Below are 17,692 nucleotides of genomic sequence, written 5' to 3' on the forward strand. Positions count from 1 at the left end.
TGCATGGCTAGGGCTTCATGTAGATATGCAGGTTTCCCGGCAGATCCCCGCGCTTGAGTGGCAGTTTGGGGTCAGGGACATGTCGGGTGTCCTTGAACCCCACGGAGGCCGGCACATTGGCGTTGTCGAACACGCCGATACCCAATGCTCCAGTCAGCTCCGCGAGGCCGGTTACATCTTCAGAGGTGTTCATATGCGCGTTGCCGACCAGCGCGATCCATTTTTCTGTGCCGGAATTGGCCTGGATCGTTTCGGCGGCAAAGTAATTGAACTCTTTCAAGCGTATTTCGGAGTTCACACCCTGGACCGTTCGGGGACGAAAAGGCCGCTCATCCTTGTGTCGGGTCAGGTAGTAATGATCCAGTGGCACCACTTCAATGCCGTTTTTCCTGAATTCGTCTCTAAGTTGCTTAAAGGTCGGATTTGAACCGCCATTTTTCGTGCTGCCCAAACTGCTGATGCCATCGTCCACAGCGCCAAAAGGCGGGAGGTCAATCACCCCCTCGAAGTAGACCTTTTTTACACCTTGAGCCTTGAACGTCTGCATGTTGGCCATCAGCAATTTGAAGCTGGCCATTTGTGAGTGGCTTTCTCCAAAGACCACGCCTTGGGAGACCTTCAAGGCTTCGGTAATCAGGTCGGCCGGCGGCATTTGTTTAGGCAGAGGCGGGAGAGGTGGGGTTGCTGGCAAGACGCCGCCAGCCTTCACCGAATTGTGGTAATTCTCCATTTGTTGCGTGAAGTGGGCTTTTGTCTGATCCATTCCATTACCTGGAATGAAGTGCCCAGGTACCAGTTTTCCGAGTGTGTCTTCCACATAATCCCCGGCAGGCAGGGCGACTTTAGTCGCGCCGACATGGGGGTGAGGTGGGCGCACAGGGTAAGGCAGGACACGCTGAGGTGTGTGGGTATGCATTTTGTGGGGCGGTGGCATCAGGGTGTCCAACGGGTTGAAATCCACCAAAGGCGGGCCATAGGGCTGTTGGCTGCCAGCATCGAACGCATACCAGTTGTTGTTGTGTTTGACTGCACTGCCCGTCACGGCCTGGTCGCCCACTTTAATTGTCCCGGTGGCAGCCGCTTCAAAGCGTGTGCTGGCTTGCGCCAGATCAACGCCGTCAGCCATACCCCTCAGATGTTGAATGCCGGTGGTCACCGCGTTCGTTCCTTGCAGCGCGAGCTTGCCGGCCCCCACCGTGATGTCGCCCAAGCCACCCAAGGGGTTGAAGGCATTGAACGCGGCTGCGCCTATTATTCGGCTGCCCTGAGCCACTTTGCTGATTGTATTGCCCGTTTTACCGGCCACTTTGGTCAGCTTCCCCGCCATACCCAGGCCAGCGGTGACAAAACCGAAGATGTCAAAGGCAAGGTCGGTCGCCGCGTCTTTATAGTGACCGCGGCTCACGTTGACGATGGCTGACCTGAGGGGAATAAGGTCGAGTAAAAACTCGCCTATTGAACTCAGCGTGTCTCTGCGTTCCTCAGAGGATGTGCGGCCTTCGGCTTGACGTCTCACGGCGGCACTGTCGATCGCCAGGCCCTTGACCACGGTGGCGGCTATGTCCTGAATACGCGGGTTCTGAAAGAGATTGGGCCTGCGATAAATCGTTCGATACTCTTTCAAGGCATGGGCGTTGGTGTCCGGGAAAAATTCCTCGACTTTTGTGACCTCGTTGGAAATATATTCCGGCTCGCGGTCGGCGGGGTGAGTCAGGATTTTCCGTACGGAGCCCTTTACGGTATCGAAGGCGTACGATTGTGTTTTCCCGTCGTGTTCGGCTTGCACCAGTAGAGTGGAGCTGGAATGGAACAGGCTGTCGCTGACAAAGGGAATAAGTGAGGTTTTATACGAGTTTTCCTTGAAGAACCTGAGCTTGCCGTAATTGAGTTGCGTGCGGTCCTCCAGAGGCAACTGGGTGATGGCATTCATCATCAGGTCTTGCTTGATGCTTTTATAGTGGGCAGTGACCTCATTGAACGCTTTGTCGAATGCGGCAGGAATGTTGAATTCACTGCTGCGGGTGAAAGCAATAAGCTTCGGCAGATCAATGTTACTGGCCCCGTGTACCTGCCAGCTGTCATCCAGCTTCAGCCCTTGCATGGTGATATCCAGCGGGGAGTAGGGGTCACTGAAACGCAGCCCCTTGATGTCGGTACCGTAGTTGATGCGCAGGGCTTTGTGTTCGAAGTCGATACCGTCGCCTAACTTTTCCTTCAGCAGCGCCAATGCCATTGCTTTGCGGTCGGGCATGGGGGTTTCAAGTTTTGAAGACGCGGCTTTCAGATCACTCTGCTGCCCGTTGAATGCGGCTCGCGCGGTTTCGATTTCATAGCCAGGGTAGGCCTCGTCCACGCGTTTATCGATAACCTGATTGGCAATCGCCCAGTCGATCAATATCGCCTTTTGATTCGGCTCGCTGGCTGCCGGCAGGTCTTCGGCAGCTTGCATGACCTCGCTGAAACGCATCCGTGCGGTCTTGCCGGGCGTTTGCTCTTCAATGCCCGCCACGGCCAGGCAAAGGTTGGCCCACGCCAGGCTGCCCACCTTTATACCGGCGGGAATGCCCGGGGTCAGAAACTGTGGAGCGACACGTGCCAACAACAGACGGGCACCCAGTTCCGCCGTGCTTCTGGAAGTCTTGCCGGTGTTGAACAGGTGCTCTGCGAGGGCACTGACCACCTCGGCAGGTGACTTGCCAAACTGCGTAAGAGGCGACAGGTCGAAACCTGCGACGTGGTTGCGGGTAGCTGAGTCGATGGACTCGGGGTCAAGCCCCAGATGGATGGCCGCGAGCACGTAGTCGTTGACACTGCGCTCTGTGCAGAGGCCGCCGACCTTCAGCTGGATCGCTTCGCCGAGCGCTTGGGCCCGGGGCGAATCGAGCAGTTTCTCCATGGCTTTGGCCGGGTCCTGCAAGTCGGTTGGGGAGAGCGATTGTGCCTCGGCCAAATAATCCAGTGCCCCCCGACGTATGTGTTGTTGTGGCAGGCCTTCGAGCAAGGCGCTGTTGCATGCAATCACGTTGAACACTTCGCGTTGGAGCTTCGCCTCCAGGGGCACTGACCAGGTGAGGGCCCCTGCAAAATTGCCCAGCGGATGCGTCAATGTGTGATCGGAGACTGCGTTGGCCAATGTTTTCAAGGCAGCAACCGAAACCGGTGGTGTAATGCCTTGATCCTTGATGAACGTTTCAAGGCTGACCGTCGCGGGTTTCAACGTGCGTGCGGGCATAAATGTCGATTCAGAAGCGATCGGCATCTGGTGCTGTTGCAGCTTGCCGGCAACCGCTTGTGCGTCGGCATCATCGGGGAGTTCTGCAATGATCGCGGTCAGCCCTTTTGCCAGGTTGTCCAGGTTACGTTGATCTCCAAGGGCTGCCTTGAGCGCTTGGCGGCCATCCGGTTGCGGGGCCGCGTAGCTTACAGCGGGCGCAGGTGCTTGCTCTAAAGGCGATAAGGTATTGGCTGGAATGAGTGATGGGGTGTAGACCGCGGGCTGCTGGAGATTGGTCGTAATTGTCATGATTTGCCTGATTGAAAGTGCACGAGTGAGCGCAGGCAAAGCAATACGGCGATGCCTTAAAACGCACTGCTGGGTGTGCGAATCAGCGAAGACCGTTCCTGTCAGGCAAGCAGACCAAGTGTAAGAAAAAATCTTGAGGTTTATACGGCGGCCCCGGCGCCGCGCAACAAAAGGCGGGATTTACGGGCAGGCCATCGGTTCAGTCCCGCGTTGGACAAGCCAAAACCGATCATGGCCTGTAACATAAGCGCTGGCTGCAACAGGCTTATGCCCACGGCAGGTGGCCATGCAGCGCGAAAACATTCTTCAGGTTCAGGAACCCGTCATGACTCAAAAGCAACGTTTGAAATATTCGATTCTGATTGCCCTGGCCGTACTGGCGACGATGTTCGGCCTGTCCTATCTGCAGAACACCGGGGTTATCAGCGAGAAAACGTTCCAGTACATTGCCATTGCCGTGGCAGTGACCGTGGTAGTGATCAACGGCATCATGCGCCGCAAGGTCAAGCCGAACTTCTGACTCAACTCGGGGCTTCAGGCGCGACCGTCGAGCACCTTGGCAGCCTCTTCATGGAGGCTGTAGCTTTTATCGGCATTGAGGGTGATCACACCCTCGCTGCACAGGCGCTTGAGTACTTCACGCACGCTGAGAAACGACAACGGAATGCCCAGCTCAAGCAAGTGGCTGTGCACGCCGCGCACACCGAGGGAGCGCCGGTTCTCGGCGGCGGTGAGCAGGGCGTCGATCACCTTCAGCCGAATCAGGCTGGTGCGCAGGCCAAAACACTTGAGCAAATGGCGAATGCGCTGGTTGCCTTGCTGTTCGGGCGCTTTACCGAACGCTTGCGTGCCGCCGCCGAAACTGGCGTCGGCAGCCGGTGAATGTCCATCCGTGGGCACTTGCGGGTTGTACATGCAAAAAACTCCTTATCAGAGCCTGATCAGGAAAATGATGGCGCTCTTAGTTAATAAGACGAACGAGCGAGCAAAATCATGAAGTGCCGGATGTAGAAATTTTGTCGGTATCGGCTTTGTCACATCCCCCTCGCCTGAACCAAACGTGCTGCACGCCTAAATTATTCCCGGTTGTTTGCGTCCTTACGGTGGGGTAGCTGCCCCTTGTGAGGGTGTTCAATTTGACTGTGGAGCTTGCGTGATTATTACCAACGGGTTGTCCAGAGCATGTGTAGCCGGGGTGATGCTGGGCTTGAGCCTCGCTGCCTCGGCACGGGAACCGGCAACACAGGCATCGGCAGACATTCGGCGCACCACGTTTGGCGTGCCGCATATCCGTGCCAGCGATGAGCGTGGCCTGGGGTACGGCATCGGCTACGCGTATGCCCAGGACAACCTGTGCCTGCTGGCCAATGAAGTGGTCACGGTCAACGGTCAACGCGCCAGGTTCTTCGGCCCGCAAGAGGCGACCCTGGAGGAGCGCAACAACCTCGCCAGCGATGTATTTTTTACCTGGCTGAACACGCCTGAAGCCGTCGCCTCGTTCTGGAAAGCGCAGACCCCGCAGATGCAGCAACGCATTGAGGGTTATGTGGCCGGCTACAACCGGTATTTGAAAGAGCAGGGCGCGCCCAAGCAGTGCGCGGCAGACTGGGTGCGACCGCTGGTGGTCGAGGATTTGGTCAAGCTGACCCGTCGGCTTCTGGCCGAAGGTGGTGTAGGTCAATTCGCTGATGCCCTGGCAGGCGCGGCGCCACCCCAGGCGACTGCGGCTGTGCAACCGGGCGCAAAAGCCTTTGAACTGGCCGCCGCCAATCAAAGGCGTTTCACTTTCGACCGTGGCAGCAACGCCGTCGCCGTCGGCCGCGACCGTTCCTTCAATGGCCGTGGCATGTTGCTGGCCAACCCGCATTTTCCGTGGGTGGGCGGCATGCGTTTTTACGAGATGCACCTGACCATCCCCGGCCAGCTGGATGTGATGGGCGCTGCGTTGCCAGGTTTACCGGTGATCAACATCGGCTTCAACCAGCACGTGGCCTGGACTCATACGGTCGACACCTCCAAGCATTTCACCCTGTACCGCCTGACGCTTGATCCCAAGGATTCCACGCGTTACCTGCTGGATGGCAAGTCCGTTGCCCTGGACCAAACCCCGGTGGAAGTACAGGTCAAACAGCCGGACGGCAGCCTCAAGGCCATCAGCCATACGGTCTACAGCTCGGCATTCGGCCCCGTGGTGCAATGGCCGGGCAAACTGGATTGGGACAGCCACTACGCCTTCAGCCTGCGCGATGCCAACCTGGGCAACGACCGCGTGTTGCAGCAGTGGTACGCGATGAACCGCGCCGCCAGCCTAAAGGAACTGCAAACCTCGGTGCACACCTTGCAGGGCATCCCGTGGGTCAACACTGTGGCCGCCGATGATCAGGGCCAGAGCCTGTACATGAACCTGTCGGTAGTGCCCAACGTCAGCGCCGCCAAGCTCGCGCAGTGCAGTGACCCTCGCGCGGGCCTGCAAATGATCATCCTCGACGGCGCCCACAGTGCCTGCGCCTGGGATGTCGATCCGCGTGCGGCCCAGGCCGGCATTTTCCCGGCCGACCAACTGCCGCAACTGGAACGCACCGACTATGTACAGCACTCCAATGACTCCGCGTGGCTGGCCAACCCCAAGGCGCCGCTGACGGGCTTCTCCCCGGTGATCAGCCAGGACCACATCGGCCTTGGTCCGCGCGCACGCTTTGCCGTGCAGCGTCTGCAATCGCTGGAGAAACAGCCAATCAAGGTCGCGGATTTGCAAAGCATGGTCATGGACAACGAGGTTTACCTCGCCAGCCAGGTGATGCCCGACTTGCTGGCGTTCTGTGCCAAGCGCCTGGGGGCCGACGCTACGGCCTTGCAACCCCTGTGCGACAGTCTCAAGAACTGGGACCGGCGCGCCAACCTGGACAGCGGCATAGGCCTGGTGCACTTCATCAACCTGGTGGAGCATTTGCAGCCAATCCCCGACGCCTGGCGTGTTGCCTTCGACCCGGCGCAGCCCCTGACCACGCCACATGGCCTGGCCATCGATCGTGAACCCGTGGCCAAAGCCCTGCGCGAAGCCATGCTGGCGTCTGCCGCCGACGTCGCCAAGCTGGGTGCTACGCGCTGGGGTGATATCCAGGTCAGCGGCCAGATTCCGATCCACGGGGGGCCACAGGAGCTGGGCATCTACAACGCCATGCAAACCGTGCCCCGCGCCGATGGCAAACGTGAAGTCGTCAGCGGCAGCAGCTACCTGCAAATCGTCACCTTCGATGACAAGGGCCCACAAGCCTTGGGTGTGCTGGCGTTCTCCGAGTCCAGCAACCCCGCATCCAAATACTCAAAGGACCAGACGCAGGCATTTTCCGAGAAAAAATTGCGCGTGCTGCCTTTCACCGACGCCCAGATCAACGCCGACCCGCACTATCAGCAGCAGCTCATCAAGGAGTAGGGCAGGCGCGCAACCCCTTGATGCCAATGCGAAATATTTTTGAAATCAAGGGGTTGCAGGCAAAAGCAAATGAGTACATAATGGCGCCCATCGAACGCAACGAAGCATTAAAAACTTCAATGTATTCAATGAGTTAGAGTAGAGGCAGCTCCACAGAGCCCACTCAAGTTTATATGCGGTGAATGCCAGCAACAACGGCGTTGATCGTTTGAGGCCGAGTAGCAAAATGGTTATGCAGCGGATTGCAAATCCGCCTACGCCGGTTCGATTCCGACCTCGGCCTCCACTCTTGAAAACCCCGTAGATTAACGTCTACGGGGTTTTTTATTGTCTGGGATTTGGTCATCGCTTCCGCAATTTTTCAGGTCGCTTGCGCAACACTGTCTTTTTTGTATGGAAATTTGGGCGTCTTTATCGGAATGGCTCTACCCGATGGGACGTAGCGTTGTGCTCAAGACTGAGGAGGGTGAACCTCCACTAACAGCCAAAAGCGGACGGTGATAGAAAAATAAATCTGTCCCCTTTTTACACCTTTTTACAGCAGGCGATCTGTGAGCACGTCATGCAAAATATTTTTATAGGCTTATTTGCCGTTCATGGTTTGATAGCCTAAATTGTCCTTAGTCGTTCGCTTCGCTTTGTAGCGAACGGTCTTTAGAATGGTAATTATGGCCATTCATAGCCAAATGCTATAGCTCTTGCAGCTGTAAATATTGATCAGTCACCGACAATTCAAAACTGCTTAGTGCAGAGGTGAATGTATGATCCCGGAAATCATAGCTAAACTCGAAACAAATCCAAGCTACACAAACCAGAATGCTTCAACTGATTTGGCTGACGTATTTGGGTCAGTATCTTCGCTCGCCGAGAATACTGACTATCTACGCAGTATTTATGATTACTTGCGAGTCCGTCCTGAGTTGAGTCGAGCTTTGTTTGATGAGCTGATCAATCGACACAATGTCGCTGGCTCAGATCTTAGTGCTACAAAGTTTGTTCCAGGATGCTGCTGTTGTGGAGTTGACCCATACGAGCCTGACCGACAATTAGGAAAAGATATCGCTGTAATGGAAACGAAGTTGATGGCTTCCGGGCTCTACAGCATCCAATCTGCGAATTTCTTGAACGAAGTAGCGTCGTATCGAGCGAAAGCCCATAGTCGTACCAGTACAATCGGTATCCTGAAGCTTGATAAGCAAAATATGGGGGTGGAATTCTTAAATCGCCTGACCAGCCCAACTCAGATTGAGCAAGCTGAGGCAGACTATCTCTATGCGGTATTGGAGCGAAATGAATGCATAGGGGAGGATTTATTTGAGTATGCCTTCTCGGGGGCCAGGCTGGCTGCCTTAGCAAACCGACCCTCAATTGAAGATAGTCCGGTAGTCGCCTCGATTAGGTCAATCTTTGGTGATGGTGGTGGTGGTGGTGGTGGTGGTGGTGGTGGTGGTGGTGGTGGAAATGGCGGTGGCGGTGGCGGTGGAGGTGGTGGCTGTTGCTGTTGCTGTTGCTGTTGCTGCTGTGGTGGAGGTTGCTAGGTGAATAAAAATAATAGTTATAGTAATAAAACTGGCGGGACCATTCCACTCCCGCCAGATTATCCTAGTACTGTTCCGCTGGCCTCCTGCCGCGTTGTTCAGTTATCTCCCGATTTATTTTTTGCAACTCAAGAGCTATCCGAAGATCCTAATTGTCCTAACGGAGTTTTTTCAACGTCGGTAGCGGTGGATAGGAGCGCGCACGCTGCATTGACCAGGGCGAGATATGAAGCAGCTGAACGATTTGCTGTTGCCGCAATACTTGATGGGCACAAGTTTTCTACTTTTTTGAGTATAGATCCAACAGAAGTTTTTGAGTATCCGGTTAAGCTAGTCCCGCCCCTCACTGCTATGGGTCGATCTGCAAATACGCTATTTCTTGAGCTCTCGGAAGTTTACAACATGCCGAGTAAGTATGTCGCTGCTGCAGATGTTTTTGCTCCGTACCCAATTGTTAAAGGAGAGTGTAGTTGGCATCCAACGACTAATGGGGTGGCTGTTGGCTCCAGCTACGAATCAGCTAAGCTTGCCAGCTTTCTTGAATATCTAGAACGCCATTCGATTATGCAATATTGGTATGAGGGAAGGGCGTCGTATTTTGTCGAACAGCTGGAAATTCACGACATGGCAGGTCCGGAGACAGATTTCTTGAATGGGCTAGGTTATGATTTAACATGCCTTGAAATTTCTGCGCTTAATTCGATATATGTTATTTTGTTGTTTGCGAAGAGCCGTTCTCGCGAGTATCCATTTCTTGTTTGTTCCGCTGGCACCGCGAGATCACTGCAGAGCGCGGTCCGGAAAGCTGCACAGGAAACAGTTCAGACATTAGTCGCATGCACTGGTCAGACTGAGCAGTTTCTTTACTGGAAAGGTAAGGGGGAGACGGTTAATTCTCTCGATCACCGTATGTATTTTTTTGCCGACCCGACTAAAGCAGATTTAATCGAACAAGTGATTCTCGATGCGACTACTGAAGCGATAAAATTTTCAGATAGACCCCCTGAGGGAGCAGCGTCTATTTTTCAGGAGTTGCAGGACACGGGGTTGGGGGCTGGATTTGTAGACATTACTCCAAGATCTTGGGTCAATTCCTTACATTGCGTTCGTTGCTATTCATCTACGATGATCCCGCTACTGGTCTCTGAAATGATGGTTCAAAAAGCCTCCCGTTTGTCCACAGCAAGTCGTTTTGTCCTTCCTCACCCTTTCCCATGAAACGGCGCATACCCATAAACGCACATCTGACTACGGGTAAACCTTGCAGGGCGGATAACTCGAATATCAGCGTAGCTTTGAGTTGCTTTAGGCCTGCTTCGCCGGCCATTTTGACGCATTACAAATGCGGAAAAATATTTGTACTAAGCAACTAATTTTTATGATTTTATTCATGGATTGCAAATCCGCCTACGCCGGTTCGATTCCGACCTCGGCCTCCACTCTTGAAAACCCCGTAGATTAACGTCTACGGGGTTTTCTATTGCCCGTGATTTGACGTTTACGCCACGTTCAATGCCAATTCGCTCCAGCTCCATGGCTTCAGCCAGCGTAAAAGCGCGTACGACGGATGCGGGTCAAAAATTTCATGGAATAAATCCATTAGACAAACGTCTTATCCGACCACGCGCCGAAATAGGCGAGTGGCGATGCGTTCCATTCAAATGCCGTCACCTTAGCCTCTTATCCTGAGAGTACCGTTTATGAAAAAACTCGCTTGCGTTGTGGCCGCTTCCCTCTGCGTGGTCGCCGGCATTAGCCATGCGGCTGATGCAAAAACCACCTTCAAGCCGTTTTCTGGCGTTGATATCAGTGGCGTGTATGAATGTGTGGGTACCGATGTGCACGACGGCGAAGGCAAAAGCCAGATGACACTGACCTTGGACAGCAAGTACAGCTCGGGTAAGTCGGGTGGCTATAAAGCCACAGTCGAAGCCGATGGTGCGTTGGTCTACAACGGTTCTGTGGTCGCCAGTGGCGATCATTTGGCGATGAACTTCGTCAACGTAGACCCTTCAAAGAAGGATTTTGGTGTGGCGCTGGCGAAAGTCAGCAGCCCGGCCAAGGGTAAATTCAAGATTGAAAAGGCTTACTACGAGCCTGAGTACATGGGCGGCGGTAACGGTGTTGAGACCTGCACCTCGAAATAACACGGTACTGCACAGGGTTCAGGATGAATCGCTACGGTACTGAATTGATTGATAACTCAGCCAGGTAGGTATCTGGTTGAGTTATATCCTCTGCGCGCTGTTAATCGTCACTGTTGAACCTTCCCCGCGTGTCAGGCAACGGCCGTGGATCAATGCTTTCATTTATTTGCCCATCTGGTGCTTGTTGAGTTCGAACCCCATGACCCGCATTCCGATTTCAAGCAAGTCGGTGCTGAAAGGGATTTCGCCGAGCCGCTGGAAACCGAACCCCTCATAAAACGCGTGAGCCTTTGTGTTGCTCTTGAGGACATCCAGCCACACGCGTTGCTCACCGCGTTGCGCGGCCTGCTCACAGATAAAGCGCAGAAGTTGCCTCCCATAACCCAAGCCAGCGGCGGATTGGCGGAAGTAGATTTTCTGAAGCTCTGCGCCCGTTCCACCCGTCACCGGCACAACCGTTGCCCAGTTCACCTTGGCAAAACCCACCACTTGCGCGCTTCTGTCTGAAACGATAAGCCACAGGTGCCGTTCCGGCGCTGCGAGCGATTGACGAAGCGCGGTGAGCGAAAAGTCCTGATCGAGAAAGTTCTCCAGCCCGGCTCGCGTCCAGATCGTTGAAAAGTGTTCCCGGTAAGTCTCGCAACCGACTTCACGCAGGGCGTCGAGGTCGGCTTCAGTCGCTTTATGAATTCTGATCATGGGCTTCCTTTTCATAAACCGTGCTTAAGACGAAATGATGGGGCTCATTTCCCCCCAGTCACATCAAGAAACGTTCCAGTAATAAACGAAGCCTCATCACTCGCCAACCACAGGATCGCCTGCGCCACTTCTTCGGGTTGGCCGCCTCGGCCGATGCTAAACGGCTCCAGGGCGCCTTTTGAGGCAGCATAGTCGACATATTCGTTGGGGTTGCCGAGCCGCGCGGCACCCGAGGACAGGTTGATCACCAGCCACCCTGGCCTTCATGGCGATGGGAAATGCGCTTGATGGTGAAAACCGCCAGGCGGGACAGGAAAGTGTGGCGTCAGCCAATAAGGAATGTGCCGAAGGCAATCACTGCACACGCGAAAAACTTGCGCAGGGTGAGGGTTTCGCTCAGAAACCAATGCCCGATCAGCGCCGCAAACACCACGCTGGTTTCGCGCAACGCGGACACCGCGCCCATGGGCGCAAAGGCCATTGCGTAGATGATGATCCCGTAGGCCAGCAATGAGACCAGGCCGCCGGTGAACGCCGTCGCGAAACCCGGGCGCGGGGTGAACAGGCTGCGCGTTCCCCGCAAGGCAATGTAGACCAGTGGCATCAGCACGCCCCATAGCGCACTCATCCACACGGTGTAAGCCAGCGCCGCGCCAGACAGCCGCGCGCCGATGCCGTCGGTCACGCTGTACGCGGCGATGAACAAGCCCGTGCCCAGCGCGTAGGGCAGGCCTGGCACGGCAAGCCTGCGTTTGTTGAACGCGAGTGAAATGATCCCGCCTGACACCAGCGCAATGCCCAGCATCGCATGGGTTGTGACGTTTTCCCCGGCGAACAGCGCGGCGGCGAGGGTGATCAGAACCGGCGAGGAACCCCGCGAGATCGGATAGGTTTGCCCCAGGTCGCCCACCTTGTAGCTGCGCACCAGGAAGAGGTTGTAACCCACATGCAGCACGGCTGAAAGCACGGCGTAAAACCAGCTGGCGTGCGCAGGGGGCGCGAGGAACACGGCAATGGCGGCGCTGGCAATCGCCACCGCGAGGCACATGACGGTCATGGACCACAGCCGGTCCGCGCCGCCGCGCAACAATGCGTTCCAGCTGGCATGCAAGAGGGCGGCGAACAGGATGAGTAAAACGATCTGAACAGGCATGCGCCATCGTAGGACGCATTGGGCGCCGACTAAAGCGAAGTCCTCTCATTGGCCCATGAGCAAATTCTCATGTTTTACCGATAGCGCTGCTGGGCCTGGCTTGATTCGGCCAGCAGCCATTCGCGGAAACTGACCACGTGGGGCCGGGATTCGATACCTTTGGGGCAGACAAAATAATAGGCCACGGGGGAGTCGAATGGCGTGTCAAACAGCCTGACCAAGCGGCCATCGGCAATCTCGGTTTCTACGTGCCCGCTGCGCGCCAATGCGATGCCGTGACCCAGGAGTGCGGCCTCAATGGTCATGTTGGTGTCGGCAAACCTGACACTTTCTTTCAGCGCAGAAACGCTGACGCCCACCTGCTCAAACCACGCCTCCCATTTGGGTACCAGGTCCGCACCGTCGCGCGTCAGCAAGGGGTAGCGCAATAGTTCGGCCGGTTTATGCGGGGTACCGAAACGTTTGAGCAGGTCGGGGCTGGCCACGGGGAAAATCTGTTCCCTGAGCATGAACTCCGAATACAGCCCCGGGTAATTGCCGTTGCCCAAGCGGATCGCGACGTCAGGTTCGTGACTGGCAAACTGGATGGCCTTGTCGCTGGTCTCCAGCGTGATCAGAATTTCTGGATGCTGTTGCGACAGGCTCGGCAACCTGGGCAACAGCCACTTCAGCGCAAAGGAGTAGGTGGTGCTGACCTTGAGGCGCACCCTGCCTTTTTGTTCGCGAAGGTCCGAGAGTGTGGCCTCCAGGTTCATGAAAAACTCGCGCACGATGGGGGCAAGCGTGGCACCTGCCGGTGTCAGCCTTAACGACTTGCCGCGCTGGAAGAGCTGCAAGCCCCAGAGGTCTTCGAGGTGTTTGAGCTGATGGCTGACCGCACTCTGGGTGACATGCAACTCTTGCGACGCCGAGGTGAAGGTCGCATGCCGGGTGGCCACTTCGAAGGCGCGCAAGGTGGCGGTAGGGGGCAGGTTTTTCATGGGGGCACCTCGGCGAACGGCATGAGCGAGGGCTCATGTTAGTTCATTCCAGGGTTACAGCGTCCACCCCAACCCGAGCGCCTTGTGCAACGACGCAAAATCTTTCAACAACTCGGCGTCCCCGGAAATCCGGCTTTCTTGAGCCTGATAGCGCGTGCGCTCGGCATCCAGCCAGTCCAGCGTACTGGCGGTGCCTGCACGATAGCGTTGGCGGGTCAGGTCTGCGGCGCGCACTGCCGAAGACTCCACATTGCGCAGCAGCACCACGTTCTGGCGTTGATGCCCGTACCGCGCCAACGCCACGTCGGCATCGCGCAAGGCACCCAGCACGGTGCTTTTATAGTGCGCGAGCGCTTCGTCACGCCCGGCCTCTGCGCCTTTGACGCTGGCGGCTACCCGGCCGAAATCCAGCGCGTTCCAACTGATGCGCGGCAATATCAGCCAGGTGCCGTTGTCTTTGCGCGCCAAGTGGCCTGGGTCGCCGGCGGAAAAGGAGAGGTCGCCCATCAGGCTGAGCTTGGGAAACCAGTCGGCAGTTTTTTCGCCGATCTGGGCGTTGGCGGAGGCCAGTTGGCGTTCGGCCATGCGGATATCGGGGCGTGCCTTGAGAATGGCGGCGGGGTCGGCCAGTGGGACTTGGCTGGGGATCGAAGGCAAGGCGCGGGCGGCGGCCAATTGGCCATCCAGTTCGCCGGGTTCCAGCCCGCACAGCAGGCCGAGTTGGTCGAGTGACTCAACGATGGCCGCTTGCAGTGGCAGGCGCTGGGCCTGGGTGTTTTCCGCCTGGGTCAACACTTGTTCAAGCTGCAGTTGCGAGGCGACGCCGCGGCTGCGCCGTTGTTGGGTGAGGTCCAGCGCCTGGTTTTCGATGTCGACACTGGCATCCACCAGGGCCAGCCGGGCCTGTTGGTCGCGCAGGTCGGTGTAGGCCTGGACGATTTCGGCCGCCAGCTGCACCTGGGCGTCCGCCAGTTGCGCCTGCGACGAATCGGCCTCTGCCTGCGCGGCTTCGACAGCACGGCGTGTGCCGCCAAACAGGTCGGCTTCCCAGCTGGCATCGAAGCCGGCGAGGTAGAGGCTCAACGGCCCGCGACCGCCCCCACTGTTGCCGCCCAGCGCGGACGTGTCGGGGGAGCGCAGCTTGAGCATCGTCGCGTCACCGGTGACCTTGGGCATCGCGTTGGCGCTGGCACCGCTGAGGCTGGCGCGGGACTGTTTGAGCCGGGCCTGGGCGGTGGCGATATCGGGGCTGTTGTGCAGGGCTTGCTCGACCAGGTCATTGAGCTGTGCATCACCCAGCGTGCGCCACCATTGGGCGACGGTGGGCGTGACCTGCGCGGATTGGTCGGCATGGGGCAAGTGCCCGGCGGCGAGGGTTTTCGGCGCAACATCCGGCGCGCCCTTGTAGTCCGGGCCCACGGTGCAGGCGGACAGCAGGCCGACGGCCAACAGCAGCGGGGCGGTGCGAGTCATCATGGTTGTACCGTGCGTTTTTTCAGAATGAAGATCAGGGGCAGGCACGCCAGCATCGCCAGGCCCAGTACATAAAACGAGTCGTTGTAGGCCATGACCGAGGCCTGGCGGGCGATGTCATTGGCCATTTGCGTCAGGGCCTGCATCGGCGCGCTGGAAGGGTCGCCGGTCTGCGCCAGGTAGCTCGCGGTAGTGCTTGCCATGTGGTCCTGGGCCAGCTGGCTGTTGGCCAGAATGCCTTCACGCAGCCGGTCGTCATGAAAGTGGCTACGCCGGTCCATCAGCACGCCGAGCAAGGCCAGGCCGATGGTGCCGCCCAGATTGCGCGACATGTTGTAGAGCCCGGCAGCGTCGCCGGCGTGTTGGGTTTCGACCGAGCGCATCGACAGTTGGCTCAGGGGCATCATCACCAGGATCTGCCCGAACCCGCGCAGCAGTTGCGACCAGATGAAGTCATGCCCGACGCTGTCGGCGGTGAGTTGGGTGTCAAGAATGCAACTGCCCCAGTACATCAGCAAACCGAGGCCGACCATCCAGCGCAGGTCATAGCGCCCCAACATCCTTGGTAACACGGGCATCAGCAGGAAGGCCGGTATGCCCGACAACAGCATGATCGAGCCCGATTGCTGCGCGTTATAGCCCGACAAGATGCCAAGAAACTGCGGCACCAGGTACGCCGTGCCATAGAGCCCGGCGCCCACGGCGGTGCCGATCAGCAACACGCTGCCAAAGCTTTTGTTGAGCACCAGCTGCAGGCGCAATATCGGCGTGCTCGAACGGAACTGCCCGACGGCGATCAGGAAAAGCCCGGTGACCGTGGCGATGCTCAGCCAAATGATCAGCAGCGAGTCGAACCAATGCTCGCGCTGGCCTTCTTCCAGCACCACGGTGAGCGAACTCAAGCCCATGGCCAGGCCGAGAATGCCCAGCCAGTCGGCGCTGATAAAACGTTGCAGGTTCATGCGCTCGGTGGGCAAGCCGGTGATCAACAAGGTGATCAATGCGATGCTGATCGGCAGGTTGAGGAAGAAACACCAGCGCCAGTTGATGTTTTCGGTCAGCCAGCCGCCAATCACCGGGCCGAGCAGCGGGCCCAGAATCACGGTCATGCCGAACATCGTGGTGCCGATCGCCAATTGGTGTGGCGGCAGGCGGGTGCGCACAATGGTTTGCGCAGTGGGAATCATCGCGCCGCCGGCAAAGCCCTGGCCGATGCGCCCGGCGATCATCATGCCGAGGCTGGAGGACAGGCCGCAGAACATCGAAAACGCGGTGAACATCAACGCGGTGCCGATCAGGAACCGGCGCAGGCCGAACACCCGGGTCAGCCAGGCGGCGAGGGGGATCATGACGATTTCCGACATCAGGTAGCCGGTGGCGATCCACGTGCCCTCGGTGCCAGTCGCACCGATCTGGCCCTGGATTTGCGGCAGGGCCGAGTTGGTGATCGACACGTCCAGCGTCGCCAGCAAGGCGCCCAGCGCACCGGCGGCGACGGCGATCCAGTCCGTCAGCGAGGCGTTGCGCGGTTTTTCAGCGGCCACTTCGGCCATCAGCGCTTCAGCCATGATTGGCGTCTGCGCGGGCGGTGCGGGTGTCGACTTCCACGGTGGCCGAAAGGCCCGGCATCAAGGCCATGCGCACATCATCCGGCACGTCCAGGGCAATACGCACCGGTACACGCTGCACGATTTTGGTGAAGTTGCCGGTGGCATTCGACGGTGGCAACAGCGCGAATTGCGCGCCGGTGCCAGGGGAGAGGCTGTCGATATGGCCTTGCAGGTTGCGGCCGGGCAGGGCGTCGACGTGCACGGTCACGGTTTGGCCTGGGCGCATCTCGCCGATCTGGGTTTCCTTGTAGTTGGCGGTGAGGTAGATCGCGCTGATCGGCACCACGGTCAACAGGCGCGTACCCGGTTGCACGTACTGGCCGACCCGCACGCCGCGATCAGCCACGCGGCCATCGAGCGGGCTGCGAATCACGGCGTCATCGACGTCGAGCTGGCTTTGTGCCTCGCTGGCTTTGGCCACGCCGAGTTGCGCCTGGGCCTGTTTGAGTTGGGCCTGGAGGGTGCCGTAGCGGGTTTGGCTGGACGCCAGTGCAGCCTGTTTGGCAGCCACCGTACTGCGCGCTTGTGCCAGTTGGTTGTTGAGTTGCGCCAGGCGTTCTTCCGGCTCGGCGCCGGAGCGTGCCAACGGCGCGTAGCGGGCCACTTCGGTCTGTGCGTGGCGGGCGTCGGCTTCGGCGCCCTGCAACTGGGCGCGGGCCTCGGCGATGGTCGAATCCTGTTGCACCAGGTCGGCCTGGGCTTTGGCGAAGTCGGCGTTACGTGCGGCGATGGTGGCGTTGGCTTCGTCGCTGACGGCTTGGTATTTGCGCGCATCCAAACGTACCAGCACGTCGCCGCGCTTGACGTTCTGGTTGTCGCTGACCAGCACGTCGGCCACGTAGCCGTTGATCTTTGGCGCCACGCTGATGCTGTCGGCTTGCAGGTAGGCGTCATCGGTGGTCTCGATAAAGCGCCCGGTGAGCCACCACCAGGCGCCCCAGCCGAGGCCGATCAGCAATGCAACGATGCCCAGTGTCAGGAGTATTCGCCGAGCTTTGCCGCGCTGGCCGTTGGCGGTGTCTTCAGGAACGACCTGAGGCGAGGGAGGTGCAGCGGACATCGAGGTCACTCCAGATTTATAACAGGTGGAATAAATTCTATTTTTCGCGAATTTTTGTCAACTGGTATATTTTGGT

13 protein-coding genes, 1 tRNA gene and 1 pseudogene are annotated in these 17,692 nt (G+C 57.8%); 6 read left to right on the forward strand and 9 right to left on the reverse strand.

Annotated features, from left to right (window positions below; all coding sequences use genetic code 11):
* Window positions 1-7 precede the first annotated feature (7 nt).
* Complete coding sequence (locus AB4P94_RS21080) at window positions 8-3,523, reverse strand: membrane-targeted effector domain-containing toxin (protein ID WP_395607265.1); 3,516 nt, start codon at window positions 3,521-3,523, stop codon at window positions 8-10.
* 325 nt (window positions 3,524-3,848) lie between these two features.
* On the opposite strand from AB4P94_RS21080, the gene AB4P94_RS21085 reads away from it, so the two are divergent.
* Entirely contained in the window at window positions 3,849-4,043 is a 195-nt protein-coding gene (locus tag AB4P94_RS21085; protein WP_395607266.1) for a hypothetical protein, read from the forward strand.
* Window positions 4,044-4,057: 14 nt separating this feature from the next.
* Here AB4P94_RS21085 and AB4P94_RS21090 read toward each other — a convergent pair whose 3' ends face one another.
* Complete coding sequence (locus tag AB4P94_RS21090) at window positions 4,058-4,438, reverse strand: fe2+ zn2+ uptake regulation protein (protein ID WP_395607267.1); 381 nt, start codon at window positions 4,436-4,438, stop codon at window positions 4,058-4,060.
* A 238-nt stretch (window positions 4,439-4,676) separates the two neighbouring features.
* Between AB4P94_RS21090 and AB4P94_RS21095 the strand changes: the two genes are divergently transcribed.
* The 5 genes from AB4P94_RS21095 to AB4P94_RS21115 all read left to right on the forward strand — a co-directional run bounded on the left by AB4P94_RS21095 (window position 4,677) and on the right by AB4P94_RS21115 (window position 10,641).
* Entirely contained in the window at window positions 4,677-6,956 is a 2,280-nt protein-coding gene (locus tag AB4P94_RS21095; RefSeq protein ID WP_395607268.1) for an acylase, read from the forward strand.
* Between the two features lie 212 nt (window positions 6,957-7,168).
* A tRNA-Cys gene (locus AB4P94_RS21100) sits at window positions 7,169-7,242 on the forward strand.
* A gap of 475 nt (window positions 7,243-7,717) precedes the next feature.
* Window positions 7,718-8,494, forward strand: coding sequence for a hypothetical protein (locus AB4P94_RS21105; protein WP_395607269.1), 777 nt, complete (start codon window positions 7,718-7,720; stop codon window positions 8,492-8,494).
* Entirely contained in the window at window positions 8,495-9,712 is a 1,218-nt protein-coding gene (locus AB4P94_RS21110; protein ID WP_395607270.1) for a YcaO-like family protein, read from the forward strand.
* A gap of 482 nt (window positions 9,713-10,194) precedes the next feature.
* Window positions 10,195-10,641 (forward strand): hypothetical protein, encoded by a 447-nt coding sequence (locus AB4P94_RS21115; protein ID WP_395607271.1) that lies wholly within the window; start codon window positions 10,195-10,197, stop codon window positions 10,639-10,641.
* Window positions 10,642-10,803: 162 nt separating this feature from the next.
* Here the strand turns inward: AB4P94_RS21115 and AB4P94_RS21120 are convergent, their stop codons facing one another.
* From AB4P94_RS21120 to AB4P94_RS21150, 7 genes and pseudogenes are all read right to left on the reverse strand, one after another.
* Window positions 10,804-11,340, reverse strand: coding sequence for a GNAT family N-acetyltransferase (locus AB4P94_RS21120; RefSeq protein WP_395607272.1), 537 nt, complete (start codon window positions 11,338-11,340; stop codon window positions 10,804-10,806).
* Window positions 11,341-11,384: 44 nt separating this feature from the next.
* Window positions 11,385-11,629 (reverse strand): annotated as a pseudogene (locus AB4P94_RS21125) (SDR family oxidoreductase); the annotation flags it as partial.
* 36 nt (window positions 11,630-11,665) lie between these two features.
* A complete protein-coding gene (locus AB4P94_RS21130; protein ID WP_395607273.1) occupies window positions 11,666-12,493 on the reverse strand; it encodes an EamA family transporter in 828 nt (275 codons plus the stop codon).
* A gap of 74 nt (window positions 12,494-12,567) precedes the next feature.
* On the reverse strand, window positions 12,568-13,473 hold the full coding sequence (gene gcvA, locus AB4P94_RS21135; RefSeq protein ID WP_395607274.1) for a transcriptional regulator GcvA: 906 nt from the start codon (window positions 13,471-13,473) through the stop codon (window positions 12,568-12,570).
* 54 nt (window positions 13,474-13,527) lie between these two features.
* On the reverse strand, window positions 13,528-14,949 hold the full coding sequence (locus AB4P94_RS21140) for an efflux transporter outer membrane subunit (RefSeq protein ID WP_395607275.1): 1,422 nt from the start codon (window positions 14,947-14,949) through the stop codon (window positions 13,528-13,530).
* Complete coding sequence (locus AB4P94_RS21145) at window positions 14,946-16,514, reverse strand: DHA2 family efflux MFS transporter permease subunit (RefSeq protein WP_395607276.1); 1,569 nt, start codon at window positions 16,512-16,514, stop codon at window positions 14,946-14,948. The genes AB4P94_RS21140 and AB4P94_RS21145 overlap by 4 nt, the downstream gene beginning before the upstream one ends.
* Window positions 16,507-17,616, reverse strand: a complete 1,110-nt coding sequence (locus AB4P94_RS21150; RefSeq protein ID WP_395607277.1) for an HlyD family secretion protein — start codon at window positions 17,614-17,616, stop codon at window positions 16,507-16,509. The genes AB4P94_RS21145 and AB4P94_RS21150 overlap by 8 nt, the downstream gene beginning before the upstream one ends.
* Window positions 17,617-17,692 lie beyond the last annotated feature (76 nt).

This window comes from Pseudomonas sp. B22129 (assembly GCF_044218875.1).
In the GTDB taxonomy this organism is placed as follows: Bacteria; Pseudomonadota; Gammaproteobacteria; order Pseudomonadales; family Pseudomonadaceae; genus Aquipseudomonas.

Excerpts from the sequence above, each read along its gene's own strand:
- gcvA (WP_395607274.1), bottom strand. The coding sequence starts at position 13,473 with ATGAAAAACCTGCCCCCTACCGCCACCTTGCGCGCCTTCGAAGTGGCC.
- AB4P94_RS21080 (WP_395607265.1), bottom strand. The coding sequence starts at position 3,523 with ATGACAATTACGACCAATCTCCAGCAGCCCGCGGTCTACACCCCATCA.
- AB4P94_RS21085 (WP_395607266.1), top strand. The coding sequence starts at position 3,849 with ATGACTCAAAAGCAACGTTTGAAATATTCGATTCTGATTGCCCTGGCC.
- AB4P94_RS21090 (WP_395607267.1), bottom strand. The coding sequence starts at position 4,438 with ATGTACAACCCGCAAGTGCCCACGGATGGACATTCACCGGCTGCCGAC.
- AB4P94_RS21120 (WP_395607272.1), bottom strand. The coding sequence starts at position 11,340 with ATGATCAGAATTCATAAAGCGACTGAAGCCGACCTCGACGCCCTGCGT.
- AB4P94_RS21130 (WP_395607273.1), bottom strand. The coding sequence starts at position 12,493 with ATGCCTGTTCAGATCGTTTTACTCATCCTGTTCGCCGCCCTCTTGCAT.
- AB4P94_RS21150 (WP_395607277.1), bottom strand. The coding sequence starts at position 17,616 with ATGTCCGCTGCACCTCCCTCGCCTCAGGTCGTTCCTGAAGACACCGCC.
- AB4P94_RS21145 (WP_395607276.1), bottom strand. The coding sequence starts at position 16,514 with ATGGCTGAAGCGCTGATGGCCGAAGTGGCCGCTGAAAAACCGCGCAAC.
- AB4P94_RS21105 (WP_395607269.1), top strand. The coding sequence starts at position 7,718 with ATGATCCCGGAAATCATAGCTAAACTCGAAACAAATCCAAGCTACACA.
- AB4P94_RS21115 (WP_395607271.1), top strand. The coding sequence starts at position 10,195 with ATGAAAAAACTCGCTTGCGTTGTGGCCGCTTCCCTCTGCGTGGTCGCC.
- AB4P94_RS21140 (WP_395607275.1), bottom strand. The coding sequence starts at position 14,949 with ATGATGACTCGCACCGCCCCGCTGCTGTTGGCCGTCGGCCTGCTGTCC.